At 64.3% G+C, this 24,105-nt stretch carries 23 protein-coding genes; 15 read left to right on the top strand and 8 right to left on the bottom strand.

What is annotated here, in order from left to right; translation table 11 throughout:
* Window positions 1-33: 33 nt before the first annotated feature.
* Window positions 34-960, bottom strand: coding sequence for a cation diffusion facilitator family transporter (locus TU34_RS03275; RefSeq protein ID WP_045821547.1), 927 nt, complete (start codon window positions 958-960; stop codon window positions 34-36).
* Between TU34_RS03275 and TU34_RS24610 the strand changes: the two genes are divergently transcribed.
* The 4 genes from TU34_RS24610 (at window position 892) to TU34_RS03255 (ending at window position 4,549) form a co-directional block, all read left to right on the top strand.
* Entirely contained in the window at window positions 892-2,091 is a 1,200-nt protein-coding gene (locus tag TU34_RS24610) for a M23 family metallopeptidase (protein ID WP_420835151.1), read from the top strand. The two genes, TU34_RS03275 and TU34_RS24610, sit on opposite strands and share 69 nt — an antisense overlap.
* Window positions 2,092-2,130: 39 nt before the next feature.
* Entirely contained in the window at window positions 2,131-2,493 is a 363-nt protein-coding gene (locus TU34_RS03265) for a BlaI/MecI/CopY family transcriptional regulator (protein ID WP_045821424.1), read from the top strand.
* Window positions 2,490-3,422 carry a M56 family metallopeptidase gene (locus tag TU34_RS03260; RefSeq protein WP_045821423.1) on the top strand — a complete coding sequence of 311 codons (933 nt, stop codon included), beginning with the start codon at window positions 2,490-2,492 and terminating at the stop codon, window positions 3,420-3,422. The genes TU34_RS03265 and TU34_RS03260 overlap by 4 nt, the downstream gene beginning before the upstream one ends.
* Before the next feature lie 170 nt (window positions 3,423-3,592).
* Complete coding sequence (locus tag TU34_RS03255) at window positions 3,593-4,549, top strand: cytochrome c oxidase assembly protein (protein WP_045821545.1); 957 nt, start codon at window positions 3,593-3,595, stop codon at window positions 4,547-4,549.
* 5 nt (window positions 4,550-4,554) lie between these two features.
* On the opposite strand, the gene TU34_RS03250 is transcribed toward TU34_RS03255, so the two are convergent.
* Window positions 4,555-5,805 carry a L,D-transpeptidase gene (locus TU34_RS03250; RefSeq protein WP_045821422.1) on the bottom strand — a complete coding sequence of 417 codons (1,251 nt, stop codon included), beginning with the start codon at window positions 5,803-5,805 and terminating at the stop codon, window positions 4,555-4,557.
* A gap of 174 nt (window positions 5,806-5,979) precedes the next feature.
* Here TU34_RS03250 and TU34_RS24460 point away from each other — a divergent pair, with 174 nt between their 5' ends.
* The 3 genes from TU34_RS24460 (at window position 5,980) to TU34_RS03240 (ending at window position 7,742) form a co-directional block, all read left to right on the top strand.
* Complete coding sequence (locus TU34_RS24460; protein ID WP_275041725.1) at window positions 5,980-6,276, top strand: winged helix-turn-helix transcriptional regulator; 297 nt, start codon at window positions 5,980-5,982, stop codon at window positions 6,274-6,276.
* Between the two features lie 105 nt (window positions 6,277-6,381).
* Window positions 6,382-7,122, top strand: coding sequence for a DsbA family protein (locus tag TU34_RS03245; RefSeq protein ID WP_045821421.1), 741 nt, complete (start codon window positions 6,382-6,384; stop codon window positions 7,120-7,122).
* A gap of 26 nt (window positions 7,123-7,148) precedes the next feature.
* Window positions 7,149-7,742 carry a vitamin K epoxide reductase family protein gene (locus TU34_RS03240; RefSeq protein ID WP_082079794.1) on the top strand — a complete coding sequence of 198 codons (594 nt, stop codon included), beginning with the start codon at window positions 7,149-7,151 and terminating at the stop codon, window positions 7,740-7,742.
* A gap of 134 nt (window positions 7,743-7,876) precedes the next feature.
* Here the strand turns inward: TU34_RS03240 and sigC are convergent, their stop codons facing one another.
* Window positions 7,877-8,434 carry an RNA polymerase sigma factor SigC gene (gene sigC / locus TU34_RS03235; protein ID WP_045821419.1) on the bottom strand — a complete coding sequence of 186 codons (558 nt, stop codon included), beginning with the start codon at window positions 8,432-8,434 and terminating at the stop codon, window positions 7,877-7,879.
* A gap of 122 nt (window positions 8,435-8,556) precedes the next feature.
* Here sigC and TU34_RS03230 point away from each other — a divergent pair, with 122 nt between their 5' ends.
* Window positions 8,557-10,899: a heavy metal translocating P-type ATPase gene (locus tag TU34_RS03230; protein ID WP_082079792.1), complete on the top strand. Its 2,343-nt coding sequence runs from the start codon at window positions 8,557-8,559 to the stop codon at window positions 10,897-10,899.
* Here the strand turns inward: TU34_RS03230 and TU34_RS03225 are convergent.
* Window positions 10,882-12,885 carry a cytochrome c oxidase assembly protein gene (locus TU34_RS03225; RefSeq protein WP_045821543.1) on the bottom strand — a complete coding sequence of 668 codons (2,004 nt, stop codon included), beginning with the start codon at window positions 12,883-12,885 and terminating at the stop codon, window positions 10,882-10,884. The two genes, TU34_RS03230 and TU34_RS03225, sit on opposite strands and share 18 nt — an antisense overlap.
* Before the next feature lie 102 nt (window positions 12,886-12,987).
* The gene (locus TU34_RS03220) at window positions 12,988-13,710 is read right to left on the bottom strand and encodes a DUF2275 domain-containing protein (protein WP_045821418.1); all 723 of its coding nucleotides are present in this window, start codon (window positions 13,708-13,710) and stop codon (window positions 12,988-12,990) included.
* 243 nt (window positions 13,711-13,953) lie between these two features.
* On the opposite strand from TU34_RS03220, the gene TU34_RS03215 reads away from it, so the two are divergent.
* Entirely contained in the window at window positions 13,954-15,312 is a 1,359-nt protein-coding gene (locus TU34_RS03215; protein ID WP_045821542.1) for a PepSY-associated TM helix domain-containing protein, read from the top strand.
* The gene (locus TU34_RS03210) at window positions 15,309-15,947 is read left to right on the top strand and encodes a DUF5134 domain-containing protein (protein ID WP_045821417.1); all 639 of its coding nucleotides are present in this window, start codon (window positions 15,309-15,311) and stop codon (window positions 15,945-15,947) included. The genes TU34_RS03215 and TU34_RS03210 overlap by 4 nt, the downstream gene beginning before the upstream one ends.
* Window positions 15,948-17,033: 1,086 nt before the next feature.
* Here TU34_RS03210 and TU34_RS03205 read toward each other — a convergent pair.
* The gene (locus TU34_RS03205; protein WP_045821416.1) at window positions 17,034-17,543 is read right to left on the bottom strand and encodes a carbonic anhydrase; all 510 of its coding nucleotides are present in this window, start codon (window positions 17,541-17,543) and stop codon (window positions 17,034-17,036) included.
* A 99-nt stretch (window positions 17,544-17,642) separates the two neighbouring features.
* Here TU34_RS03205 and TU34_RS03200 point away from each other — a divergent pair, with 99 nt between their 5' ends.
* Both TU34_RS03200 and TU34_RS24540 read left to right on the top strand, forming a co-directional pair.
* Window positions 17,643-18,068, top strand: coding sequence for a winged helix-turn-helix transcriptional regulator (locus TU34_RS03200; protein ID WP_045821415.1), 426 nt, complete (start codon window positions 17,643-17,645; stop codon window positions 18,066-18,068).
* Complete coding sequence (locus tag TU34_RS24540; protein ID WP_338062972.1) at window positions 17,993-18,745, top strand: carbonic anhydrase; 753 nt, start codon at window positions 17,993-17,995, stop codon at window positions 18,743-18,745. The genes TU34_RS03200 and TU34_RS24540 overlap by 76 nt, the downstream gene beginning before the upstream one ends.
* 199 nt (window positions 18,746-18,944) lie before the next feature.
* Here the strand turns inward: TU34_RS24540 and TU34_RS03190 are convergent, their stop codons facing one another.
* Complete coding sequence (locus TU34_RS03190; protein WP_238981150.1) at window positions 18,945-19,457, bottom strand: DUF305 domain-containing protein; 513 nt, start codon at window positions 19,455-19,457, stop codon at window positions 18,945-18,947.
* Between the two features lie 207 nt (window positions 19,458-19,664).
* On the bottom strand, window positions 19,665-20,102 hold the full coding sequence (locus TU34_RS22195) for a DUF6153 family protein (protein WP_150116368.1): 438 nt from the start codon (window positions 20,100-20,102) through the stop codon (window positions 19,665-19,667).
* A 757-nt stretch (window positions 20,103-20,859) separates the two neighbouring features.
* Here TU34_RS22195 and TU34_RS03180 point away from each other — a divergent pair.
* The 3 genes from TU34_RS03180 to TU34_RS03170 all read left to right on the top strand — a co-directional run bounded on the left by TU34_RS03180 (window position 20,860) and on the right by TU34_RS03170 (window position 24,003).
* Window positions 20,860-22,374, top strand: coding sequence for a multicopper oxidase family protein (locus tag TU34_RS03180; protein ID WP_045821413.1), 1,515 nt, complete (start codon window positions 20,860-20,862; stop codon window positions 22,372-22,374).
* Between the two features lie 140 nt (window positions 22,375-22,514).
* On the top strand, window positions 22,515-22,766 hold the full coding sequence (locus tag TU34_RS03175) for an SHOCT domain-containing protein (RefSeq protein WP_052688676.1): 252 nt from the start codon (window positions 22,515-22,517) through the stop codon (window positions 22,764-22,766).
* Window positions 22,767-22,845: 79 nt separating this feature from the next.
* Window positions 22,846-24,003, top strand: a complete 1,158-nt coding sequence (locus TU34_RS03170) for a permease (RefSeq protein WP_045821412.1) — start codon at window positions 22,846-22,848, stop codon at window positions 24,001-24,003.
* Window positions 24,004-24,105: the final 102 nt, after the last annotated feature.

Genomic DNA, 24,105 nt, shown 5'->3' with positions numbered 1-24,105 from the left:
CTACTATCGCACATAGTTGTTTGGCCGCGGTAGCTACCAGGTAGGTTGAGCACATCCGGAGGGATTGACTCGCTCTATCTGCAGTGTCGCGTGTTCAAGGTGGTAGGTCTGCGCCAGGAATTGTTGTGCCGCGCCCAGAACCTGTTCGCCGTCCACGGTCGATTCGACGACGAGGTGCGCCGAGGCGACCTCCATCCCCGACGTCAGCGTCCAGACGTGCAGGTCGTGGACCTCGGTGACGCCATCGAGCTTGGCCAGTTCGGCTTGCACTGTCGCGACGTCGACACCGTTCGGTGCGTGCTGAAGCAGGATCCGTACTGCTTGTCGGCCCAGCGCGAAGGCGCGGGGTAGCACAAACAAGCCGATTCCCACTCCGATCAGCGGGTCGGCGTAGCGCCAGCCAAATATTGCCGTGATCAGTCCGCTGATCAGCACTCCCACTGACCCGATCATGTCGGCCATGACCTCGAGATAGGCGCCACGGACGTTGAGGCTCTCCTTGGCACCCGATCTCAGGAGGAGGAACGCAGCGATGTTGAGTGCGAGGCCGATGAGGGCGACGCCGATGACCGGGATCCCGGGGACCTCAGGAGGATCGGATAGGCGCTGCGCTGCCTCGTAGAGGATCCAGGCGGCGACTGCAAAGAGTAGGAACGAGTTGAACAGCGCGGCAAAGACTTCCGCCCGGTACAGTCCGAATGTTTGGCCCGGACGAGCCGAGCGTCGCTGCGTGAGAATGACCGCCAACAGCGACATGAAGACACCAAGGACATCGGTGAAAACGTGGGCGGAATCGGACAGCAACGCTAGCGACGAAGTTGCGAAACCGACCACGACCTGGATGACGAAGGTCAGTAGCCCAAGTCCCAGCGCCATCCAGAGCCTGCGCTTATGTCGACCAGACGCGCTTGCCGACTCGCCTGGTTTGACGCCGTGATCGTGATTGTGTCCTGCACCCATATCCAGAGTCTCCTTATCCAGGGCAACATATGCAGATCGACGCATATGTTCTGCTGTCGCTACAGTAGCGGACATCGAGCTCAGAAACTATCCGATTTAGTAGTAAGGTCTGATTTCGAACAGATTGCCATCCAGACGGGGAACAAGTGCGTGGCGCAACATCGGATGTACGACTCGACTGGCGTCGCCGCGCCGGCGCGCCACCGCCGCGAGGTCGTTGGTCGATCTCGGCACTCCCTGGGACCAGACCCCTTCCCGATTCCTCGTTCCCGGCGGGAGTCGCTACCACAGCGCGACGAACGTACGCGGTCGATCGCGGCGGCGCCCCGGGTCGACCCTGCCTCGTTTTGTGACACGGTCGACCTCACCGACGCTCTATCTCCACTACGCCAGATGTATTGCGCACCATGGGAACGGACCTGGTGTCGGGTACCCCCAGAGGTGCCGGAGATTGACCTCGCACCCATCTCCGCCCAACCGATCAGACACCCTCGGACATCTATAGGCGTCACGTCGACTCTGGTCTCTGCAGCAATCGGCGCCGTCGTCACCGCGGTGTTGATGACGGGGACCGGCGGTGAAACCGACGTGGTCGACCCGACATCAGATTCGGTGGCCATCGCGAAACCCACACCCACATCACTTGCTCCAGGGAGCACATTCCGTGCGCCGCCGCGCCCACCGCCTCGTTCCACCGCTGAAACGCCAGTGCGCAGCCAACCGCCTGCGCCTCCTGACCATCCCCTCTCGGCAGCGCCCGTCGCCGGCGCTTTGACCTCGGGGTACGGCGCTCGATGGGAGAGTGTTCACTACGGCCTCGATATCGCCAATGACATCGGGACTCCCATAGTTTCGGTGACCGACGGCGTCGTGCTCGAATCCGGACCAGCCAGCGGATTCGGCCTCTGGGTTCGGATTCGTCAAGACGACGGGACAGTGGGCGTCTACGGGCACATCAACGAAAGTCTGGTGTCCGCCGGCGAGCGAGTGCTCGCGGGCCAGACCATCGCCACCGTTGGCAATCGGGGAAACTCAACCGGACCGCACCTGCACTACGAGGTGTGGCAATCTGAATCCACAAAGCTCGACCCCATGGCCTGGCTCAGAGCGCGCGGCGTGGCACTCCAGTGAATTCAACAGCCGAGATACACGCAGAGAGGTAAACCAGCGATGAAGCGTTTGGGATCGCTCGAATCCGACGTGATGAACGTCCTGTGGGATGCGGAAAGTCCCATGTCCGTACACGACATCCTCGACGCACTGCCCTCTCGCGAGTTCGCCTACACCACCATCCTCACAGTAGTGACCAACCTCTTCAACAAGGATTTCGTCACCCGGACAAAGGTCAGCCGTTCATACCGATACCTGCCCGCCGAGACCCGAGAGGAGGCGACCTCGCAGACCCTGAGGGAGATACTGAACACCAGTAGCAATTCGGCCGGCGTCCTCATGCACTTCGCGCAGACCGTCACCCCAGAGGAACTAGACGTGCTGCGCGACCATCTGCCTCACCGCAATCGCAGACGTCGATGACTCTCGCGCTGACGTTCGTCGTCGCAGCGATCGTGGTCGGGTTCGTTGCACCGGTTGTCCTGACCCGGATGGAGAGTGCCTCGCCTCGGGTTCAACTCCTCAGCTGGTTTGCCAGCCTTTCGACGTTCGGATACGTCGTCGTATCTGCTGTGGCGATCGCCGCATGGCCTGACCACGCTCCTGCCGAGCGGGTCACCGAGCTATGGACCCGTTGTTTGAGCTCAGCCGCGCACGCGTTGCAGCCATGGCTCGACGAACTCATCATCGCCACGGCGCTTGCACTCGGTGCCGCAGCCGCCGCCCGAACTATGCTCTGCGCGCGCCGACAGTTTCAATCGCGTTCAACGGTTCTCGACTATCACCGCGACGTGGTTGCCGTGGTCGCTCGAACAGAACAGGGGTCCCATCGGATCATGTGGCTGGACCATCCCGTTCCCATGGCCTATAGCGTCGCGGGCAGACCCGGTTTCGTGGTCGCTACGGAGGGACTCTCCGCGTGCCTCACAGCGCAGGAACGTGAGGCCGTACTCGCACATGAACGGGCACACCTCGACCACCGCCACCACCGGATCCAAACGATCTGTGGTGTGCTGTCTGTGGCACTGCCGTTTATTCCGCTTCTACGCATCGCCCCTAACGCCGTCGCAGCGCTCCTGGAGTACGAGGCAGACCGCTCGGCAGCCGAGGCGACGAGCGCCCAGTCCGTGCGGTCCGCGTTGATTCGCGTGTCCGCAGGCGCCTTCGGTGCGGACACGACGGCAAACCTCAACACGGAGCTTCGACTTCGCCATCTTTCAGCACCGTCTAAGGGCCGAGCGACAACCGTCGGCTACATCGCCTCGCTGGTTCTACCGGTCGTGGTGACGCTCGCGACGGGCATCGTGACGGTGACCGTGGCTTCGCTTCTGCTCCACACAGCATCGTTTTGATCGACACCTACCTTTGAGCGCGATTCACCCAGGTTGCGTGTAATACTATGATTCATAGTATTTGAACCCGTCCTGAGGACAGACAACGTGGGCAATTTCGTGAGCCGGTCGGCTGCGGCCGTTGTTCTGGCCATTCCGTATCAGCAATCCTGATGGTGACGGCGGCTCGGATGACGACGTCGATGGACCTTCCGTCCGATCCGCCGTCACTACGGACGCTCCTGAGCGTCGATCTCGGCGATCCGTTCCCGGTGATCGCGCTCGGAGCCCTCGTCGTCGCAGTGTGGTACCTCGCTTCCGTGGCACGGACTCGTTCAGAAGGACGTACGTGGCCGTGGTATCGGACCGCGAGCTTCCTGACGGGATGCGCCATCACGGCGGTGGTCACAGGGCTGCAAATCGACAGCTACGGCTATGCACTGTTCAGCGTCTTCGTGTTCCAACACCTGACCTTGTCGATGGCAGTTCCGCCGCTACTCGTACTGGGTTCCCCGGGCCGCCTCCTTCTGCGCGCAACACCCCATCATGGGTTCGGCAGGTACGTCCTGCGCGCCGCCCTGATCGCCTTACGCAGCCCAGTCGGGGCGGCCCTGGTTCATCCCGTAGTGACAGTTCCCCTGTTCTTGTTCAGCTACTACGGGCTGTACCTCACGCCACTGTTCGACTTCTTCGCTGTCTCGCGCCCTGGTCACGTCGGGATGGAACTGTTCTTCCTGGGCAGCGGGATCCTCTTCATACTCCCGATCCTGGCCACCGGACCTGTGCCGGGCACGCACACGAACATGGGCAGGTTCTTCGAGTTGTTCGTCGAGATGCCGCTGCACGTGTTCTTCGGGCTCTTCCTCATGATGGCCTCGACTCCCCTCCTCACGACGTTCAGCAGCCCGCCCAGTTCGTGGAACGTCAATGTGATGGACGACCAACAACTCGCCGGCGGGTTGGCCTGGTCCTACGGCGAACCGGTGGCCGTATTTGTGATCATCGTGTTCGCGATCCGATGGCGACGCGACGAGGCGATCAGCAACGGCGTCGTCGATAAGCGGGTCGACCGTGTCGGCGACATCGACCTGGAGGCGTACAACGCCTACTTACGTGAGCTGTCACAAGGTTCCGACCGCCACCGGTGAACCCGCTACTCCGCTGCCCGACCGCCTTCTGCCAGCGCACTCCCCGCCAGCCAGTTCTCCCAGGGAACGCTCCAGTCTCCATTCTGGCTCTGCTGCAACGGTTCTCCGCCCGTATTCTTCACTTCCACGATGTCGCCGGTGATCGAGAATTCGAAGAACCACCGTGCGTTCTCCGGGTTCAAGTTGAGACAGCCGTGTGACACGTTGGTGTTGCCCTGGGATGGAATACTCTGCTCATACTGGTGTAGGTAGATCCCGTCCGTGCTGATGCGCGTTGCGTAGTAGATCGTCTCTCGATACCCGAGCCGCGAATTAATGGGCAAACCGTAGGTCGATGAATCCATGATCACGGGATTTGACTTGTCGAGCACCGTATACACACCCCGCTGCGTCCAGAAGCTGAGCGTTTGACCGTTGACGACCTCGGTACCCCCCATGCCCATCGAGGTCGGCATCATCCTCACGAGCTTGCCGTTCTCGAAGACCGACACCTGCTTGTTGTTATCATCGGCAATCGAAATGTGTTCCGCACCAATGACAAACGACAGCGACGTGTCTTCCTGCCCGTAGAGTCCGTCACCGAGATCGACCCCGTATACGTCCGCCTTGATCGAGACTTTCGTACCAGGCTTGTAGTACTTCTCGGGACGGTAGTGCACACGCTGGTCGTCGATCCAACTCCACGCTCCCGGCGTAGCCGGTTCGGTGGTCACCGACAGACATCGTTGCGCTGCAGCGCGATCGGTGATGGGCTCGTCAAACCGCACCACGGCCACCAGTCCCACCCCGTAGGTTGCGCCGTCGTTGAGGGCGCCGCCGCCGGTTGTGTTGAAGTAGGGCTTCGTCAAATTGCTCGGGCGCAGAGTGTTCAGCGTGCTGACGCTGGTCTCACTCTGACCAGTCGCGTCAACGCGGCTGGTAACCGAGATCGTGTAGGCGCGGTCGTAGCCCAACGGCGAAGACGGCTTCCAAGAGAGACGATCTGGCGTCATGATTCCGTCGATGACGCGTCCGTCGTTGGTCATCACCACATTGATGAGGGTTGCATTTCGGGTGGTGACAGACACCTGGCCGAGCGGGTCCACGTCGCGAGACCCGGGTGCCGGGACGAACTCGACGGTTCCACCCGGACGCTTCGGACCTTTAGACTCGGTGGAACGCTGGTCTGAGGTCGTTGCCGGATCGCTCGAGGTACAGGCAGCGAGCACACCAACGGCCGCCGTCCCGGTCCCCAAGAGCAAGGTGCGCCGACTCACCTGTCGTCTGGACGGGCTCTCGCCTACCACTCCACCAACTCCTCAACGATAGAAACTATGTTTCTTAGTAGTGTACGGAAGGGAACCGGGCCCTCGTTTCAGCGCGATGCGCAACATCCGAGCATCGACTGATCGGAGCCAAGGAACGCCTCCAGGCTTCTGGCTTTCGTTACCTTGACACCTCGACGCACCCCTGCGTTCAGGAGAACCAATGACCGCGCCCGCCTGGAACGTCATGATGAGCGATGCCCGTCGCGGACATCGCTCGCCCGGATCGCCAACAAGTGGACCGCGATGAACGTGATCGCACTCGGTGACCGTCGGCTGCGGTTCGGTGAGCTGCAGACCGAGGTTGACGGCATCAGCGGCAAGGTTTTCGTCTACCCCCTGCGGACGTGGGCCGAGGCGCACCTCGACGAGGTCCACCAGGCGCGTGAGTCATACGACGATAGGAAGCTGTCGGGTTCCTGAGACAGACCCGGAACCGTCGGGCCCGTCCGTCCGACTACTGGTAGTGAACGCGGTGACTCGGGCGCTGCGATGGGATCGGACGTATGACGACAGGAGCACCGCATAATGTTCGCCGGCAAGGGCAAACCGAAGGTGATCAATCCGCGCGACGCAGAGCGTCGACGCAGCATCATCATCAGAGTCGCGGCCACCGCCGTCGTCGTGGTCATTGCGGCCGCGATCGGTATCGGACTGATCGTGTCGAAGGACGACTCGGCGTCATCCGGTGGCACCGCAGCGCCGGCGGTCGCCACCGACACCGGCGCCTTCCGGGTCAACCAACCCGCTGCGCCGAAGGCCACACTGACGTTGTTCGAGGACTTCCAGTGCCCCGCGTGCAAGGCCTTCGAGTCGCAGTTCGGGGATACGTTGAAGCAGATTCGCGCCAATCCCGATGTGGCCGTGGAGTACAAGCCGATCGCGATTCTCGATCAGCAGTCGTCCACGCAGTACTCCACCCGTTCCGCGAATGCGTCGGCGTGCGTCGCCGAATCCACCGCGACGAACGGCGATTTCACGAAGTGGCTCGCGTTCCACGACGCGCTCTACGGTCGGCAGCCCGCCGAGGGCGGCGCCGGTCTCACCGACGCGACCCTCACCGATCTGGCGACCACGGCCGGCGCGCCGTCCTCGGTCGGCTCGTGCATCGAAGACGGCCAGTACACTGGATGGGTCGGAGCGGAGACGAGCGAGAAGTCCAAAGACAACCTGCAGGGGACACCCCAGGTGGAGATCGACGGCAAAGTGGTGCAGGTGTCCACCCCGGCCGCGTTGATCGCTGAGGTCAACGCCGCAGTGGCGCAGTGACAGTCACGGCATCGAGCTCGACACAGATGATGGACGACGCGGGGCCACCAGCGGCGATCCCGGGCCGGGTCACCTCCGGGTTCATCTTCGTCGCGGGCATCGTAGGTCTGCTCGCCGCAGCGACTCTGACCATCGACAGATTCAAGATCCTCATCGACCCCGGTTACCGACCGAGCTGCAGCATCAACCCGGTGTTGTCGTGCGGCTCGGTGATGGTCACCGAACAAGCAGAGTTCTTCGGGTTCCCCAACCCGATCATCGGCATCGCGGCCTTCTCGGTTGTGGTGGTGACCGGGGTGCTCGCAATCGCGAGAGTTCTTCTGCCAAGCTGGTATTGGGCGGGACTGACGGTCGGCCTCAGCGCCGGTATGGCATTTGTGTTCTACCTGATCACCCAGAGCATATACAGCATCAATTCACTCTGCCCCTACTGCATGGTGGTCTGGACCATCACGCCGATTCTGTGGGTACTCACGGCGCAGACCACGGCGAACCGCATGAATGCCCCCGCGCTCCAGAAGGTGGCGGGTTGGCTGTGGCCTGCGCTGGTCGGGTACTACATCGTCGTGATCGTCGTGATCGCAGAGCACTTCTGGTATTACTGGTCGACTCTGTTGTGACCGCGTGGCGTCGGCCGTTCTACGGTCACGCTGCATCCCTGACAGGCGCCGTACTGACCACGTTGATCGTGCCGCTCTGTACCAGCCTGCCACTGTGTAGCGACAAAACAAGCAGTTGGCGGGCCAGGTGTCGATCAGCCGGTGCGGTCCTGATCGGCACGGTAGGCCTGCATCAGGTCGTCACGGGCTCTGGCGACGCGTGAACGGATGGTTCCGACCGGGCATTTGCAGACCTCCGCGGCGTCGGCGTACGACAGACCCAGGAATTGTGTGAGCAGGAACGCCTCGCGCCGTGACTCCTCGAGGTCGTTGATGAGCATGTCCCATTCGACGCGGTCCTCGTATCGCTCGCCGACCGGGATCTCGGTGACGCTGTCGGCGGCGGATCGGAACGCCGACGGCGGCCGTGCGCGTTCGTGCCGGATCTGGTCGACAACGACCCGTCGGGCGATCGACAGGAGCCACGTGCGTGCGGTCGACCTCCCGGAGAAGCGTGGCAACGCGCCGATGGCCCGGATGAACGTCTCCTGGGTGAGGTCGTCGGCGCGACCGGCGTCACTGAGGTAGCTCACGAACCGCCACACGTCTTTCTGGGTAGCCTTGACGAAGGATTCCAGAGCCTGACGGTCACCACGCGCAGCCGCGAAAGCGAGGCCCGCGATGCGGTCATCGTCGGAATCGTCGGCCCTCACGTCGCCAACCGTATAGGGCCGACGACGGGAACTCGAAGTCGCCGCGAGACGACTACTCGTGTGAACCGGCCGGCAACCGCGACGGCGCACAGATCGACATCTCAGCCAGGAAAGCGCAGATCATGACCACCGCACCAGACATCGACGTGAGCCCCACCCACACTCGCCGCCTCGAACTCGAGGTCGCGGGGATGACGTGCGGTGCCTGCGCGACGCGCGTGCAACGCAAGCTGGGAAAGGTCGACGGGGTGCGGGCGTCGGTCAACTACGCCACCCGTATCGCCACCGTCGACGCCGACGAGTCGGTCAGCGTCGACGAACTGTGCGCGGTCGTCGACCGCGCCGGATATGCCGCCGCCCCGCGGGCCGAGACGGTCACCTCCGACTCCGATCCGGATCGCGATCACGCCCGGTCGATCTTCCGTCGGCTCGTCGTCGCCGTGGTGTTGTTCGTGCCCCTGGCCGACCTGTCGATCATGTTCTCGGTGGTCCCCGACACCCGCATCACCGGCTGGCAGTGGATTCTCCTGGCCCTGGCCCTGCCGATCCTGACCTGGTCCGCCTGGCCCTTCTACCGCGTCGCCGCACGCAACCTGCGCCACGGCACGTCGAGCATGGAGACACTCATCTCACTCGGCATCCTCGCCGCGGCCGGGTGGTCGCTGTACACGATGTTCGACAGCGACGGCGACGACGCGTCACGAGGCGTGTGGCAGTCGATCGTCCACAGCGACTCGATCTATCTCGAGGTCGCCGCCGGGGTGACAGTCTTCGTCCTCGCCGGCCGCTATTTCGAGGCACGGGCGAAATCCAACGCCGGCGGTGCTCTACGGGCACTCGCCGCGTTGAGCGCCAAAGACGTGTCGATCCTGCTCGCCGACGGGAGCGAGATGCGCATCCCGGTGGGCGAGCTCAACGAGCAGCAGAAGTTCGTCGTCCGCCCGGGCGAGACCATCGCCACCGATGGTCTGGTGGTCTCGGGAACTGCCGGTGTCGACATGAGCGCGATGACCGGAGAATCACGGCCCGTCGACGTGGAATCCGGATCGATCGTCGTCGGCGGAACGGTGGCGCTCAACGGACGTCTCGTCGTCGAGGCCGCGGCCGTCGGCCCGGACACCAAGTTCGCCGCGATGATCCGCCTCGTCGAGGAAGCTCAGAGCGGTAAGGCCACCGCGCAGCGGCTCGCCGACCGTTTGTCCGCGGTGTTCGTGCCGTGCGTCGTCGTTCTCGCGGCCCTGACCCTGGCCGGGTGGGTGCTCTCCGGGGCAGGTCTGGAGTCCGGGATCTCCGCCGCGCTCGCGGTGTTGATCATCGCGTGCCCGTGCGCGCTGGGGCTGGCGACACCGACAGCTCTGATGGTCGCGTCCGGGCGCGGCGCACAGTTGGGCATCTTCCTCAAGGGCCATCAGGCGTTGGACGCCTCGCGCCTGGTCGACACCGTGGTGTTCGACAAGACCGGGACCGTCACCAACGGTGAACTGTCGGTGGTCGAGGTGACCCTGCTCGACGGGTGGGAGCGTGATGAGGTCATGCAGGCCGTCGCCGCCGTCGAGCGGGCCTCCGAACACGCTGTCGGACAGGCCATCGCCGGTTCGGTGTCCACCGACACCGAGTCGGACGAAACCGTGGAGGACTTCGCGGCGGAGACCGGTAGTGGGGTGCGCGGCACCGTCGAGTCTCGGTCGGTCGCCGTCGGAGCACCACGCTGGATCTCGGCCGGACACCCCGTGCATGCCGACCTCGCGCGGGCGAGGCGGCGCGGCGAGGAAGCCGGACACACCGTCGTCTACGTGCGGATCGGTTCCGACGTCTGCGCGGCGATCAGTGTCGCCGACACGGTGAAAGACGATGCCGCAGAGGCCATCGCTGAACTACACCGCCGGGGTATGCGCACCTTGCTCGTCACCGGCGACAACACCTCGGCCGCCGCGGCTGTCGCCGAGCGGGTCGGGATCACCGAGGTGGTGGCCGAGGTCCTGCCCGAGGGCAAGGTCGATCTCATCGAGGAACTGCGCGCCCAGGGAGCGACCGTCGCGATGGTGGGTGACGGGATCAACGACGGACCCGCATTGGCCACCGCCGATCTGGGGCTGGCGATCGGCCGCGGCACCGACGTCGCGATCGGCGCCGCCGACATCATCCTGGTGCGGCACGCGTTGATGACGGTGCCCGAGGCCCTGGGACTCGCGCGCGCCACCCGACGGACCATCCGCACCAACATGGCGTGGGCGTTCGGCTACAACATCGCCGCGATCCCGATCGCCGCGGCCGGACTACTCAACCCGCTCATCGCCGGTGCGGCCATGGCGTTCTCGTCGTTCTTCGTGGTGTCCAACAGCCTTCGCATCCGGCAGTTCGCGAAGCGCCCGGACACCCGCCGCCGAGACCTCTATGCAGACAACAGCATCGACGAATCAGTCGATGATCCCGCCGACGAGATGTCGTCAGCGTCGCGTGCGTGACAACTCGTCCAGCATCGCGTTGTAGGACGCCAGCTCGTCGTCGGGATAGGCGTCGGCCTGACGGTCGGCTCGAGCGCCGGCCCGACGATCCGAGGCCGCCCACTGACTCACCAGTGCGATGACGACGATGACGACCGGCACTTCACTTGCGCCCCAGGCGATCGCACCGCCGATGAACTGGTCGTGCTGCAGGTCGGTCATCCACGGGAGCTTGAGGAAGCCGTAGAAGTCGTAGCCGATCACCGAATTCATGGTCATCGTGGCGATGCCGAAGAACGCGTGGAAGGGCATCACCGCGAACAACAGACCGAGTCGTGCCAGAAACGGCAGTCGGCGCGGACCGGGGTCGATGCCGATGATGGCCCAGTAGAAGAGGTACCCGGTGACCAGGAAGTGGATGCTCATCAACTCATGGCCCCAGTGATAGCGCGCAAGGGTCCCGAAAAGCGGCGTGAAGTAGACGATGTAGAGCGAGGCGACGAAGACGATCAGCGCGGTGACGGGATGGCTGAAGAATGCCGTCACCCGCGAGTGGACCATCCACACGATCCACTCCCGCGGACCCGGCAGGGCACCGCGCTTCGCTGCGGGCAGAGCACGTAACACGAGCGTCACCGGCGCACCGAGGACAAGCAGCACCGGGATGAACATGTTGAGCACCATGTGCTCGATCATGTGGATGCTGAACAGGGCCATGCCGTAGGTACGCAGCCCCGAGCTGGTGACCACCAGCAGCGACAGGCAGCCGAGCATCCACGAGATGGTCCGCCACTTCGACCAGACTATGTTGCGACTCCGGAGGTTTCGCACACCGAGCGCGTAGACCGCGGCGGCGACCACCGCGCCGAGTCCGATGACCAGGTCCAGTCGCCACATGGTCGCGATCGTCTGTAGCGTCGGCGGATCCGGGAGGTCGTATCCGAGGAAGACATCGAGCGCGGTGAAGTCGTGGACGAGCAGACCGGGTGCGGTTCGGGTCTCCATGCCGGCGCACATGGCCAGGAACACCATCATGGCGACGGCAATCGTCGTTGTTGCGGAGACAAATCCCGACCGTGTCAGCGTCCCGGCGCGTGACGCGCGCAACGCCCGGACGCCGACGACCATCGCGATGCCCGCCGCTACTACGGCCACGATCGCGAAGCGACCGAACGCGCTGGTGACAAGGAACCACACAGGAACACCGATCGCGGTCTGTACCACCAGGTAGGCGACCGTCGCCCCGAGCAGCGCCACCGTGGGATAGAGGATGCGGCCGCCGGTCTGCTGCATGTCGGCATCAGGGGTGTCACCGACGACGGTGATCGCGGCCGCGATGGCCAGGCCGGTCACCAACCCGGCTGCCCCGAACACAACGATCGCGGTTCCGGTCGTGTAGTCGTGGTCGGGTCCCTGCCCTGCGCTGCCCGCGACACCGAGTGCGATCACACCGAGTAGCCCGGGAACGAGCAGCAGCACGTGGACGGTCCAGCGCAACGACCACCGGGCGACAGCTGCGATCACCACGGCGCATAAGGCGCTGACGATCCACGCCTTGGCCTGCTCGGTCGCATCGACGAGACTCGGCAGGGCTGCGCCGCCGAAGACCCGGGACACGGCGATACCGGAGCGGTTTGCAGCGGTCAGCACGACCATGACGATCGACAGAGTCAGCCACGCGATGGAGACCCGTTCCACCATGCGGTGGGCGCGGTACACCTCGAAACCGATGGCCCCGCCACGGTCGGGGCGTGCGGCAATCGCGACGAAGGCGAGTCCGCCGACACACACGGCGGCGGCGAGCAGGCCCAGGAAGAACAGAACCGGCGTCACCGTGGCGGTGAAGCGACCGGGGAATTGGTCACCCGTCTCGGTGAACGGGGTGCGCCCGCTGACCAGCGTGTATACCACCATCGCGACTGCGAGGACCGTCGCCGCGAAGCCGAGAACGGGTGTCGGCATCCGTCGCACCGACAGTCTGGCGGTCACCGGAACTGCTGAGGACATCGACACGCCACTCTCTCGGGAATCAGGGCAACCCCGAGACTACGACGTGGCGTCGTAGACGACAATCCCGTGAGATCCACACCCATGATCCACCGCAGGATCTCAGGCGGCGGGGTCGTCGACGGCCCGCATCCGACCATGACCATCAGCGGTGTGGTCACCGTCGGACTCCAGCGACGACCCACCGGCGGGCGGTTGCGTCGACCGGGCGCCGATCCGGTGTGCGGCCGCAGCGCACACGAAGGCGGCGACAACCGGAAGGTGCGAGACCCCGCGGCTCATCGTGACGTCCGACGCGACCGCGTCGTGGACGACGTAGGCGAACAGGACGACGGCGAACACACCGAGCACCACCGCCAGGCCCGCGATCAGCCCGCGCCACCGTGCGGCAGCGACCAGACACACCCCGAGGGCCAGTGACCACGCCGTGGATTCGTTCATCAGGTGATCGCCCGACATCGTCGACATCGGACCCGAATGCGTCATCCCGAAATGCAGTCCGGCCATCTGTGCGACACCCACACCGACCATCACCAGTCCGATCACGACGAGCGCCGCGTAGATACCGGTGAACCTGATCCATCGCACCGCCCGCACCGCTGCGCTGGTGGGAGTGGAATCGACCCGGGCCAGGATCTGCGGGGTCTGATCGACATCGGGTGACGTGGCGGTGGGTAGGTGATGGACCTGCTGGTCGACGAAGCGAACCCAGGCCTGGCAGTCGCGACACCCGGCGACGTGCTCGTCCACGCGGGCTGCGGGCACCGACTCGCGCTCACCGTCGACACGCGCCGACAGCGCCTCGCGCGCCACCTCACACTCCACGGCCCCATCATCGCGCACTTGATTGTTGTGATCCAGCGCGCACATCCCGCGGGAACCGGATGCACCACCGGGCCGACTACTCCTGCGATCACCTCCAGCACCGATGAAGCGAGACGCGCAGTGAGCCAGACCGTCGATCCCCTACCGCTCGGGGACCCCGACCCCTCGACCCCGACGACACAGCCGACGGGCGGGCCCACCGCAGCGACGCCGACCACGTGGGGGCGGTTGCGGCCACTGGTGATGCGTCTGCATTTCTACGGCGGCATGCTCGCCGGGCCGTTCCTGCTCATCGCCGCGATCACCGGACTTCTCTACACCTTCACACCACAGCTCGATCCGATCGTCTTCCGAGACGAGCTGAAGGTCGATCAGGTCGGCGACGCCCCGTTGCCGATGAGCGAACAGATCGCGCGCGCGATGGCCGCGCACCCCGAGGGTGAGGTCACCAGCATCCGGCCTCCGTCGGCGCCGGACGAGACGACTCAGGTCGTGATGGCGGCACCGGATGTACCGACCGATTACAGCCGCACCGTGTTCGTCGACCCCTACAACGGCGAGGTCCGGGGGGCTCTGACCACCTATGGCCAGTGGCTTCCCATCCGAGCCTGGTTCGACGAGTTCCACCGCAACCTGCATCTGGGTGAATACGGTCGCAACTACAGCGAACTCGCGGCGAGCTGGATGTGGGTCGTGGCCCTCGGCGGGCTGGCGTTGTGGATCGGGTACCGAGCGCGGACCAAGAAGCTGCGCCGACTCGCGGTCCCCGATCGCGAGAAGAGTGGGCGGACGCGCACCCTGTCCTGGCACGGTTCGGTCGGATTGCTCGTCGTCGCAGGGCTTCTGGGACTGTCGATCACCGGGTTGACCTGGTCGCGATATGCGGGTGAGTCGATCTCCGACCTGCGGACCTCGCTGAGCTGGACCACCCCGTCGGTCAACACCGTCCTCTCGGGCGAGACGCCCTCCGACACCGGCGCCTCGCACCACGATTCCGGCGCGGAACCCGCGGCCGCCGCCGCGTTGACCCCCGAGCAGGCGTTACGCGGCGTCGACCGGGTGCTCGAGACCGCGGACACCGCGGGCCTGCAGCGGCCGATGTGGCTGTACCCGCCGACCGCAGCCGGCGAGGGGTGGCGCGTCGAGGAGAACAAACGTCGCGCACCGACCCGCTCCGACGCGATCACCGTCGACCCCGGATCGGGTCAGATCACCGACCGCGTCGACTTCGCGAGCTGGCCACTGATCGCGAAGATGACCAACTGGACGATCGACATGCACATGGGCATCCTGTTCGGGATCGTCAACCAGATCGTGTTGGCGCTGTTGATGATCGGCTTCATCACCGTGATCATCCGGGGCTACATCATGTGGTGGCAGCGCAGGCCCACCCGTCATCGGCGGTTGCCGCGGGCACCGCGCCGCGGGGCGTTGTCGGAGCTGAAACCGATCGAGGCGTTGGTGCTGATCGTCGTGATCGCGGCGATCGGCTGGTACGTACCGCTGTTCGGGTGGTCGCTGGGCGCCTTCGTCGTCATCGATGCGGCGGTGGGGCTGTTGCGGCCACGAAACAGCCACACCGGACCGAGGCAGACCGCGTGATCACCGACCTCGCTCTGCGCTGGGTGGTGACCCTCCTGTTCGCGGCCGCCGTCGCCGAATGCGGCTATTCGCTGACGCGGCATCGACACTCGGCCCGGTCGGTGGTCGGCCACCTGCTGCACCTGATCATGTCGGTCGCGATGATCGTGATGGCATGGCCGTTCGGTATGGAGGTACCGAACATCCCGCCGATGGTCTTCTTCGCGGTCGCGACGGTCTGGTATCTGGCTGTCGTGGTGGCGACCAGGATCGGCCGGAGGACACCCCTCCTCGGCGTCTACCACGCCGCGATGATGGGCGCGATGGCCTGGATGTACGCGGTGATGGACGGAACCCTGCTCCCGGGCACCACGCCGATGCGGGCGATGGCGATGTCCGACTCCGGCCACATGTCGATGGCGGGCATGGACATGGCGTCGTCTCACGACGGCCACGTCATGACGAGCTCGGGCTGGGTGTCCACCGTGGACACCGCGATCGTCATCGGGTTCGGCGTCGCAGCGCTGTGGTGGCTGTACCGCTACCTGGTTGCACGACAATCGGATCCAGGTGGACGCTCACTGTTGCGCCACGCCGGCACACTCTGTCAGGCGTTCATGGCCGCCGGCATGGCGATCATGTTCTCAGTCACGTGACGAGCGCTCCGGTGAGAACAACCGCCATCATCGACCTCCACCGGGCTCGGACCAGGCCATAAGAAACTGACCGCCGCCTAGCGCCTCGCACCCCCAGCCTCACGTTCAGACCCCGTTTACTTGATAACCATTGACCACCTCGGGGTCGAGGTCGACTCCAGCCCCATCCCGCCACCCCGACGTGTTGGTTGAGACACAGAAGAGGCCCTGACCAGGGGAAACCCGGTCAGGGCTTCCTCGTTTCCGGAGTCATCTCAAACTGTCGCCAGTCCCCCAGTCCGCAGGAGACAAACTCGGTCCGCTTCTCGGGGCCATATTCGGTCTCGGCGGGCGGTTGGTCGTTATGGCCAGGTGTTGAACACCATTGACAGCGTGTGCGTCCGCGCCCGTGACTGCTATGCATTCTTCGCGTCCACCTAAGAGGTCATCCACATGCGAGAAGCCCCCGGAACAGGGTGATCCCTGGTATGAGCGCGCCAACAATGTCGTGGCGCGGTTTACCGCCTCTCGCACCACCTACAGACGGATGGGGTCGAAAATGGAACGGTGCAGTAGGCATGGGAGCTGCAATCCGAAACGGCCGCCGAACGAGAACGCTGCAGCGGACAACGCTCGAGAGCTGAGGAGGACAGCGCGCGTTTCCGGCTCATGTCGACCCTCGCATGGCAATGATCGGTTCCGGAAGTCTCGATGACGATGTCGATCGGATGCAGCAGATGGCTGGCGGAACTTTCCGGTGACGGCACCGAACCTTGGACTGACGGTCCTCGACCGCGAGGAGAGTCTGGCACCCACAAGTTGCCGAACCATAGATACCTCATAGGCGCCCACGCTTCGGCAGGTGGCACCTACGGCATCTAGGTCAGATCCCAATCAGAAGCAGCCGACGCACGGAACGCGTCGAGGGCCCAACCGGTGCGGACACCCATCGACAAGGCGATCGCGGCATCGGTGTTTACCGCGGTAAACACCGCCCACCGACGGGCCGCGAACAGGGTGCGCAGCGAAACCATCGTCGACTACGGCTGCCAAGGAGTCGTCGTAACGGCTAGCTAGCGCGCACGACCCGCGAGTGGTGGAACGTAGTCATACAGTTTCGACGAGACCTGTTTCGACGTCGTAGACCATGCCCGACACAGCGATACCCGCACCGAGTCGCGTCTCCGCCTTCAAGAGCTCCATGTCGCGTGCGACCGCTGCGCGTGGATCGGCGACATAGGTGTCGGCGACGTGATCTTCAGCAACCCCAAAGAAGGAGGCCAGCGCAGGGGTGTCGTCGGCGATACGCGTGATCCCACAGTTGGTGTGTTGCAACACGATCAGCTGCCAGCCCGCCCCGAGGTCAGCACCGGCCGCCTGAGTGACCGATCGCAGCATCGCAAGCTCATCAAGCACCCCGGGCGTCACGCGCCCACCCACATTGCGGATCACCGCGATATCGCCGAGACCGGCACCCAGCAGCAACTCCGGATCTACCCGAGGGTCGACGCATCCGATGACGATTGTTTTCAGGACCGGCATCATCCGCAAACCCGGCGCGAAGGCATCGGCAGCGAAGGACTTGTTGCGGGTCGTCAGTGTCTCGTGCACGTCCATGGTCGAGCCTCTCGTCGAGTGAGTCCATTTTCTGGACTCGGCAAGGGGTACGCTACACGAGTGAGTCCAGAATCAATACCGAGTCCGCGGGAATGCTCGATGTCCGACGCGCTCGCCCTCATCGGCGAGCGCCACACCTTGCCCCTGCTGCGCGAACTCGCCTACGGCTACCACCGGTTCTCCGAGTTGGTCACGCTGACCGGTGCGCCACGCACTCTGCTCGCCTCCCGTCTGCGCAAGCTCGACGAGATTGGGGTCATCTCGAAGACGCTTTACAGCGAGCACCCGCCGCGCCACGAGTACCACCTGACCGATGCCGGTGCCGATCTGATCCCGGTGATGCTGATGCTCAAGGAATGGGGTGAGCGCCACTCGGGCGACGACATCCCCAAAGCAATCTTCCGACACTCGTGCGGCCACGAGCTACACCCCGCAACGGTCTGCGCCGCATGCCGCATCGAACTCCGGCCCGGCGAATTCGAGGTCGTCGGAGGCACCCACCCACCGGTCCTACGCCCCGGCTGACCGACGCCTCCGCCGACCTCGGTAACCGCATCAGTCACTCGGCGGCGGAGCGAATCTCAGGCACCAGCATCGCCGTCAACCGCTGGCACCATCACTCCCCGATCCAGGACGCACGGGAGACCTACACGACAGATGTACCCACACTGATTCGCCGAAACGCCCAGTTCGCCACCGCGGAGTCCCGCCACGGACTGGTCATCAATCCCACCGGCAACATGATGGTTGTGGCGTGCGTGGATCCGCGGGTCGACCCCGCCCACGTACTGGGGCTCGACAACGGTGAAGCAGCAATCCTTCGCAACGTCGGCGGCCGCATCACCCCAGCAACGCTGCGAACCATGGCACTGCTCAGCAAGGTCGGCGCAGCGAACACCGCAACCCACCGACCCGGAGACTGGAACCTGATGATCCTGCACCACACCGACTGTGGCATGAACGATCTCGCGTCATTTCCCGATGCGCTGGCCGACTACTTCGAGATCGCCCCATCGGAACTCGAGCGCAAACATGTCACCGATCCCCGCCGGTCAGTTCGTACCGACGTCGACGTGATTCTCGAGAACCTGCACGGACCGGCGTTTTTCGTGTCCGGCCTGATCTACGACGTGGACACAGGCCAAATCGAGACCATAGTTCCACCCACACCCCTCACACTCGGCGAGGCGTCAACCCGCTAGGGGCGACGCCGCAACAACGTCCTGCAAGCACCAGACACGCTCCGATGCTCGCAACTGCTGGCGACGCATGGACCCTGCAATTCATGCTGGACGGCCCGAGTCGCTGAACCTATCAACGACGCGAACCGCCGGGATGACGAAGCTGGTCGGGCACCTCCGGTCAGGCGGACCGCTCGACTGTCCGCCTGACCGGTGTGCGTCAACTCTGTGTGAGCATGGTTCGCATTTGAGTGATTTCGGCTTGCTGGTTGGTGATGATGGACTGGGCGAGTGCCTTGGCATCAGGGTTGGTGCCGGAGGCGGTCTCGGTGTTGGCCATGGTGACCGCGCCGGTGTGGTGTTCGATCATCATCTGCAACCATTCTCGGTCAAATGCTGTGCCCGACAGTTTCTGCAGCGAAGCCATCTGATCGGGCGACATCATTCCCGACATCGCCGCGTGGTCGCCTGATGCTGAGGGGGCGGGCTGACCGAAGTCCTTGAGCAGACCGGCGATCTTGGTCATCTCGGGGCCCTGGGCTTTGTCGATCGCGGTGGCCAACGCCAACAGTTGCGCGTTTTGCGATCGCCCGGGTGCGAGTTTGGCCATCTCGACTGCTTGGGCGTGGTGGGGGTACATCATCTGTAGGAACGTGACGTCAGCGTCGACGAAGTCGGTGCGGGTCGCAGAGGACGGCGCCGCAGAGCCGCCGCCGTGGTCCATACCGGCCATGCCCGAGGACGCCGCCGAGCTCGCACCCGACGCCGTGGACGAGTCGTCGGTACCGCAGCCGGCGAGGACCAACACCAGGCCGGCACCGAGGGTTGCTGCGCCCAGAGCGGCGCGGCGAGAAGAAGAGGTGGACATTGTTGTACTCCAGAGGTTGTCGAGAAATGGGACGTGACGGCATAACCGACCACGAATGGTCGGGTCGACCTGTCAGACCCGCAGGATCGACAACTCCGCGAGGGACGGCGTCAACCATGGTGGTGCGCGGTTGCGTGCGCCGGTGATCCAGTACACGCACGGCAGGACCGCGGCGAAGCCTGTGACACCCAGTCGGGCGACTAGGGCGAGGGCCAGCACTGCGGCGGCGAATGCGGTGATGAGGAAAACGCAACCGTGGAGCATCGCGTGCTCACCGCAGGACCGCATCCCCGCGTGGTGCGGCTCGCCGGCCGCGGCGGCCTGCTCGATCACCGCGTGACCAGTGTGGGTGGCGGGACTGGCGGCGGCGGTGGACGCGGGCTCCGGCATTTGTGGATCCGAGCAGGAAAACAACCCGATGTGCATCAGCACCACCGCACCTAGCAACGCCACCAACCCCGACATCCGCACGGCAGCAGCCGCACGTCGGGGCAGGGGCGAAGGGATCACCGGTTCAGTCTATCGCCGAGCTAAAGCCCTGGCTCGGTACCCCCTAGGGGTATAAACTCGGTTGGCCGAACCATTCCACGTGCGGCAGTCCACCCCTTGCGATAGAGCGGCGAACCCCGGCATGCGGCTCCGGCGGCACTGGAGATCGTATACCTATGGGGGTATATTCCCAGCGGTACGGTTGAGTCCTTGGTTGGTCGCGGAAGGAGGAGCGCATGCACCGCATCTCCGCTCCTCGTGGGGCGATGGTCACCGGCGTCATGGGCGTCATTGTGTTGGCGCTTGTTGTGTTGCTGCGGCTCTGTTGCTGCAGCCCAGTAAACGCGGGCCACACCATGCCGGATGGCCAATCCGGTGTCTCGGATCGGCCGGCAGTCGCGACCACTCTGGCTTCGGCGGCAACATCAGATCGCCATGATGTGGCTTCGGCGGCACCGGCCGCGCACTGCGCGGATTCTTCGTCCTGGGATCTGTCGGCACCCCCGGTCGCATCTCATGATGACGCCCCGGTCGTTGCGGTCATGGGCATCGCCCCGCAGATCAGTAACACCGCGCGCGTCGCGTGGTCGTCCTGGCCCGGGCAGCGTCGAGGTCCACCCTCAACCGGTGTGCAGCGGCTGCGACTGAAGTGTGTGCTCCAGGCGTGAGTTCGAGTCTCGGCGACGTCTCCACGACGTTGCCGGTCCGAGTTCATTCCCCACGGCAGTAGCCCACCCAGCGTGGTCGGGGCTGTTGTCGCAGAATCCTGGAGTAGCACATGACAACTTCACAACACCCGAAACCATCCCTGAGCAGGCGAACCTTTCTTGGTGCCGCCGTCGTCGGCCTGGGCGGTACAGCGCTAGCGGCCTGCTCGACAGGGTCGACGCCCAATCCCCGCGCCCACGATGTTGACGTGTCCGCGATCAATGCCGCCGAAGCCCGTCGTCCGCACACCGGACGCACGGTCACACACGCCCTGACCCCGCGGCGAGTTCAGCTCGACCTCGGTGGACCGCTCGTCACATCGTTTGCCTACGACGACGGCGTTCCCGCGCAACCGATCCGGGCAAACGTGGGCGACGAACTCGCGATCACCGTCCGCAACGAGATGGGCGAAACGACATCGGTGCACTGGCATGGGATCGCGGTCCGCAACGATATGGACGGTGCCGCGCCAGCGACGCCCGACATCACCGCAGGCGGGTCGTTCACCTACCGGTTTTCGGTGCCAGATTCGGGGACATACTGGGCACATCCGCACGTCGGGATGCAAACCGATTTCGGTCTGTACGCGCCGTTGATTGTCGATGACCCTCGTGAGCGTCACGATTATGACGCCGAGTGGATCGTCGTCCTCGATGACTGGACCGATGGAGTCGGTCGTAGCCCCGCCGACATCCTCACCTCGCTGCAGAAGAACGGCATGACCATGGGCGGTGGTATGTCGATGGGCGGATCCAGCAGCGGAATCGGTCAAAGCGCTCTTCTCGGTGGTGATGCCGGTGATGTCGCCTATCCGCTGTACCTGGTCAACGGGCGCATCGAGAACGCACCCACTACGTTTACCGCCCGACCGGGACAACGCATCCGCGTCCGCATCATCAACGCCGGTGCCGAGACGGCGTTCCGCGTCGCGCTCGGGGGGCATCGGATGACAGTGACTCATACCGACGGCTTCCCGATCGTCCCGACCGATGTCGATGCGCTGCTGGTCGGTATGTCCGAGCGTTACGACGTCATCGTCACAGCTGGGGACGGGATCTTTCCGCTGGTTGCCGCACCCGAAGGTAAGACCGGTTTGGCCCGGGCGCTGCTGCGCACCGGGTCCGGCGCAACACCCGCAACAGGTAGTCGGCCAGTCGAATTCGACCGCCAGGTCGGCACGGTGGATACGTTTGTAGCCACCAGTGAGGTCACTATGCCGCCCGCGCGAATCGACACCGAACTCTCGGCGGATCTCGGCGGGAATATGAGCGAGTACAGCTGGACGATCAACGGTCGCACGTTCGATCAGATGCAGCCGGTGATGGTGGACAACGGGCAGCGGGCGCGCATGACGTTCACCAACAACACGATGATGTGGCACCCCATGCATCTGCACGGGCACACCTTCCAGGTCCGCCGCCCCGACGGCACGCCGGGACCACGCAAAGACACCGTGATCGTCCGCCCGATGCAACGTGTCACCGTCGACCTCGCCGCAGACAACCCCGGCCAGTGGATGCTCCACTGTCACAACGGCTATCACCAGGACGCGGGAATGATGACTCGATTGGACTATCACGTCTAGAGGAGAACCGCGGTACAGCGACGCTGTCGTCCCGCCGCGCATGACCCGATGGCAAACGGCGCCGAACACGAGGCCAAAGCCTCTACCTCCGGCAACGCCGCACTGCCACACTTCCCGGTGACAAACAAAGGAGCTTCATCATGATGTATTGGCAGGACAACAATTCAAGCGGCTGGGGATTCGCTGTGATGATCATATCGATGGTGCTGTTCTGGGCCCTCATCATCGGCGGTATCGCCCTCGCCGTCCGCTACACGCGTCGAAATCCGTCATCGGTCCACAGCAAAACCAGTGCCGAGGACCTGCTCGCGGAACGCTACGCCCGAGGCGACATCGACGACGACGACTACCACGCGCGGCTGAGCACCCTGCGAAAACGCGCTCGACACTGATCACACCGCCCAGTCAGTGCTGCACAGGGCCTTTATCGACGACCTCCTCTGACAACCACACCCCACCCGAGGAAATGACATGCACGCAATCGAACACGCACTCCGGCTCGTCGGCTCCATGACCTGGGAAATTCTCTGGGCTCTGATACTGGGCTTCCTGCTGTCAGCTGTGGTCCAAGCCGTCGTCCGCAGAGCCACCGTCGTCCGGCTGATGGGCGATGACAGCCCGCGATCACTCGCAGTCGCGACCGGCTTCGGAATGGCATCCTCGTCGTGCTCCTACGCCGCAGTCGCTCTCGCGCGATCCCTGTTCCGCAAGGGCGCCGACTTCACCGCCGCGATGGCGTTTCAGATCGCATCGACCAACCTCGTCATCGAGCTCGGGGTGATCCTGCTACTGCTGATGGGATGGCAATTCACCCTCGCGGAATTCATCGGCGGACCCATCATCATCGTGATCGTGGCCCTACTGTTCCGCAGGGTATTACGCGCGAAACTAGTCCGCGATGCTGCAACACAAGCCGACAAGGGCGTCGCTGGATCGATGGAAGGCCATGCCGCCATGGATATGTCGGTACAGCGTGGCGGCAGCTTCTTCCGGCGCCTGGTATCCCCGGAGGGGACGACGTCAGTCGCCCACGTCTTCGTCATGGAATGGGCGGCGATCTGGAAAGACCTCGTCATCGGCCTGTTCATCGCCGGGGCGCTTGGCGCGTGGGTGCCCGATTCGTTCTGGCAGGGCCTGTTCCTCGATGGCCACCCACTTCTCGCCGCGATATGGGGCCCGTTGATCGGGCCGCTCGTCGCGATCGTCAGCTTCGTCTGCTCGGTCGGCAACGTTCCACTGGCAGTAGTTATCTGGACCGGTGGGATCAGCTTCGGTGGCGTCATCGCGTTCATCTTCGCCGACCTGCTGATCCTGCCGATCCTCAACATCTACCGCAAGTACTACGGCGCGAAAATGACGCTGGCGATCGTCGGGGTGTTCTACGTCGCGATGGTCGTGGCGGGATATGTCATCGAACTACTCTTCACCCCAACCGGACTCACCCCTGACCCCGCCAGCGCACACATGCCGACCGAGGGCATTACCTGGAACTACACCACCTGGCTCAACATCGTATTCCTTGCAGTGGCCGCGATCCTGGTGTGGCGCTTCCTGCGAACAGGCGGCCGCGCCATGATGTCAATGATGGGAGGAGAACCAGACGGCGACCACAAGTCGATGCAGCACTGAGACACAGCCCTACAGTGAAGGACGGCACCACGCGAAGACACCAGCTCGGATGCCTCCCGGCAGTCGATCCGACGACCCGATCGCTCAGCGATTCGGGCGTCG

The sequence above is a fragment of the Williamsia herbipolensis genome (assembly GCF_000964005.1).
Lineage (GTDB): Bacteria > Actinomycetota > Actinomycetes > Mycobacteriales > Mycobacteriaceae > Williamsia_A > Williamsia_A herbipolensis.
Note: the sequence above shows the minus strand (reverse complement) of the source record. Positions and strands in the feature narration are given on the sequence as shown.

Excerpts from the sequence above, each read along its gene's own strand:
- TU34_RS24610 (WP_420835151.1), top strand. The coding sequence starts at position 892 with ATGTCGACCAGACGCGCTTGCCGACTCGCCTGGTTTGACGCCGTGATC.
- TU34_RS03275 (WP_045821547.1), bottom strand. The coding sequence starts at position 960 with ATGGGTGCAGGACACAATCACGATCACGGCGTCAAACCAGGCGAGTCG.
- TU34_RS03265 (WP_045821424.1), top strand. The coding sequence starts at position 2,131 with ATGAAGCGTTTGGGATCGCTCGAATCCGACGTGATGAACGTCCTGTGG.
- TU34_RS03260 (WP_045821423.1), top strand. The coding sequence starts at position 2,490 with ATGACTCTCGCGCTGACGTTCGTCGTCGCAGCGATCGTGGTCGGGTTC.
- TU34_RS03255 (WP_045821545.1), top strand. The coding sequence starts at position 3,593 with ATGACGACGTCGATGGACCTTCCGTCCGATCCGCCGTCACTACGGACG.
- TU34_RS03245 (WP_045821421.1), top strand. The coding sequence starts at position 6,382 with ATGTTCGCCGGCAAGGGCAAACCGAAGGTGATCAATCCGCGCGACGCA.
- TU34_RS03240 (WP_082079794.1), top strand. The coding sequence starts at position 7,149 with ATGATGGACGACGCGGGGCCACCAGCGGCGATCCCGGGCCGGGTCACC.
- TU34_RS03230 (WP_082079792.1), top strand. The coding sequence starts at position 8,557 with ATGACCACCGCACCAGACATCGACGTGAGCCCCACCCACACTCGCCGC.
- TU34_RS03225 (WP_045821543.1), bottom strand. The coding sequence starts at position 12,885 with ATGTCCTCAGCAGTTCCGGTGACCGCCAGACTGTCGGTGCGACGGATG.
- TU34_RS03215 (WP_045821542.1), top strand. The coding sequence starts at position 13,954 with ATGCGTCTGCATTTCTACGGCGGCATGCTCGCCGGGCCGTTCCTGCTC.
- TU34_RS03205 (WP_045821416.1), bottom strand. The coding sequence starts at position 17,543 with ATGGACGTGCACGAGACACTGACGACCCGCAACAAGTCCTTCGCTGCC.
- TU34_RS03200 (WP_045821415.1), top strand. The coding sequence starts at position 17,643 with ATGTCCGACGCGCTCGCCCTCATCGGCGAGCGCCACACCTTGCCCCTG.
- TU34_RS24540 (WP_338062972.1), top strand. The coding sequence starts at position 17,993 with ATGCCGCATCGAACTCCGGCCCGGCGAATTCGAGGTCGTCGGAGGCAC.
- TU34_RS03190 (WP_238981150.1), bottom strand. The coding sequence starts at position 19,457 with ATGGCCGGTATGGACCACGGCGGCGGCTCTGCGGCGCCGTCCTCTGCG.
- TU34_RS03180 (WP_045821413.1), top strand. The coding sequence starts at position 20,860 with ATGACAACTTCACAACACCCGAAACCATCCCTGAGCAGGCGAACCTTT.
- TU34_RS03175 (WP_052688676.1), top strand. The coding sequence starts at position 22,515 with ATGATGTATTGGCAGGACAACAATTCAAGCGGCTGGGGATTCGCTGTG.
- TU34_RS03170 (WP_045821412.1), top strand. The coding sequence starts at position 22,846 with ATGCACGCAATCGAACACGCACTCCGGCTCGTCGGCTCCATGACCTGG.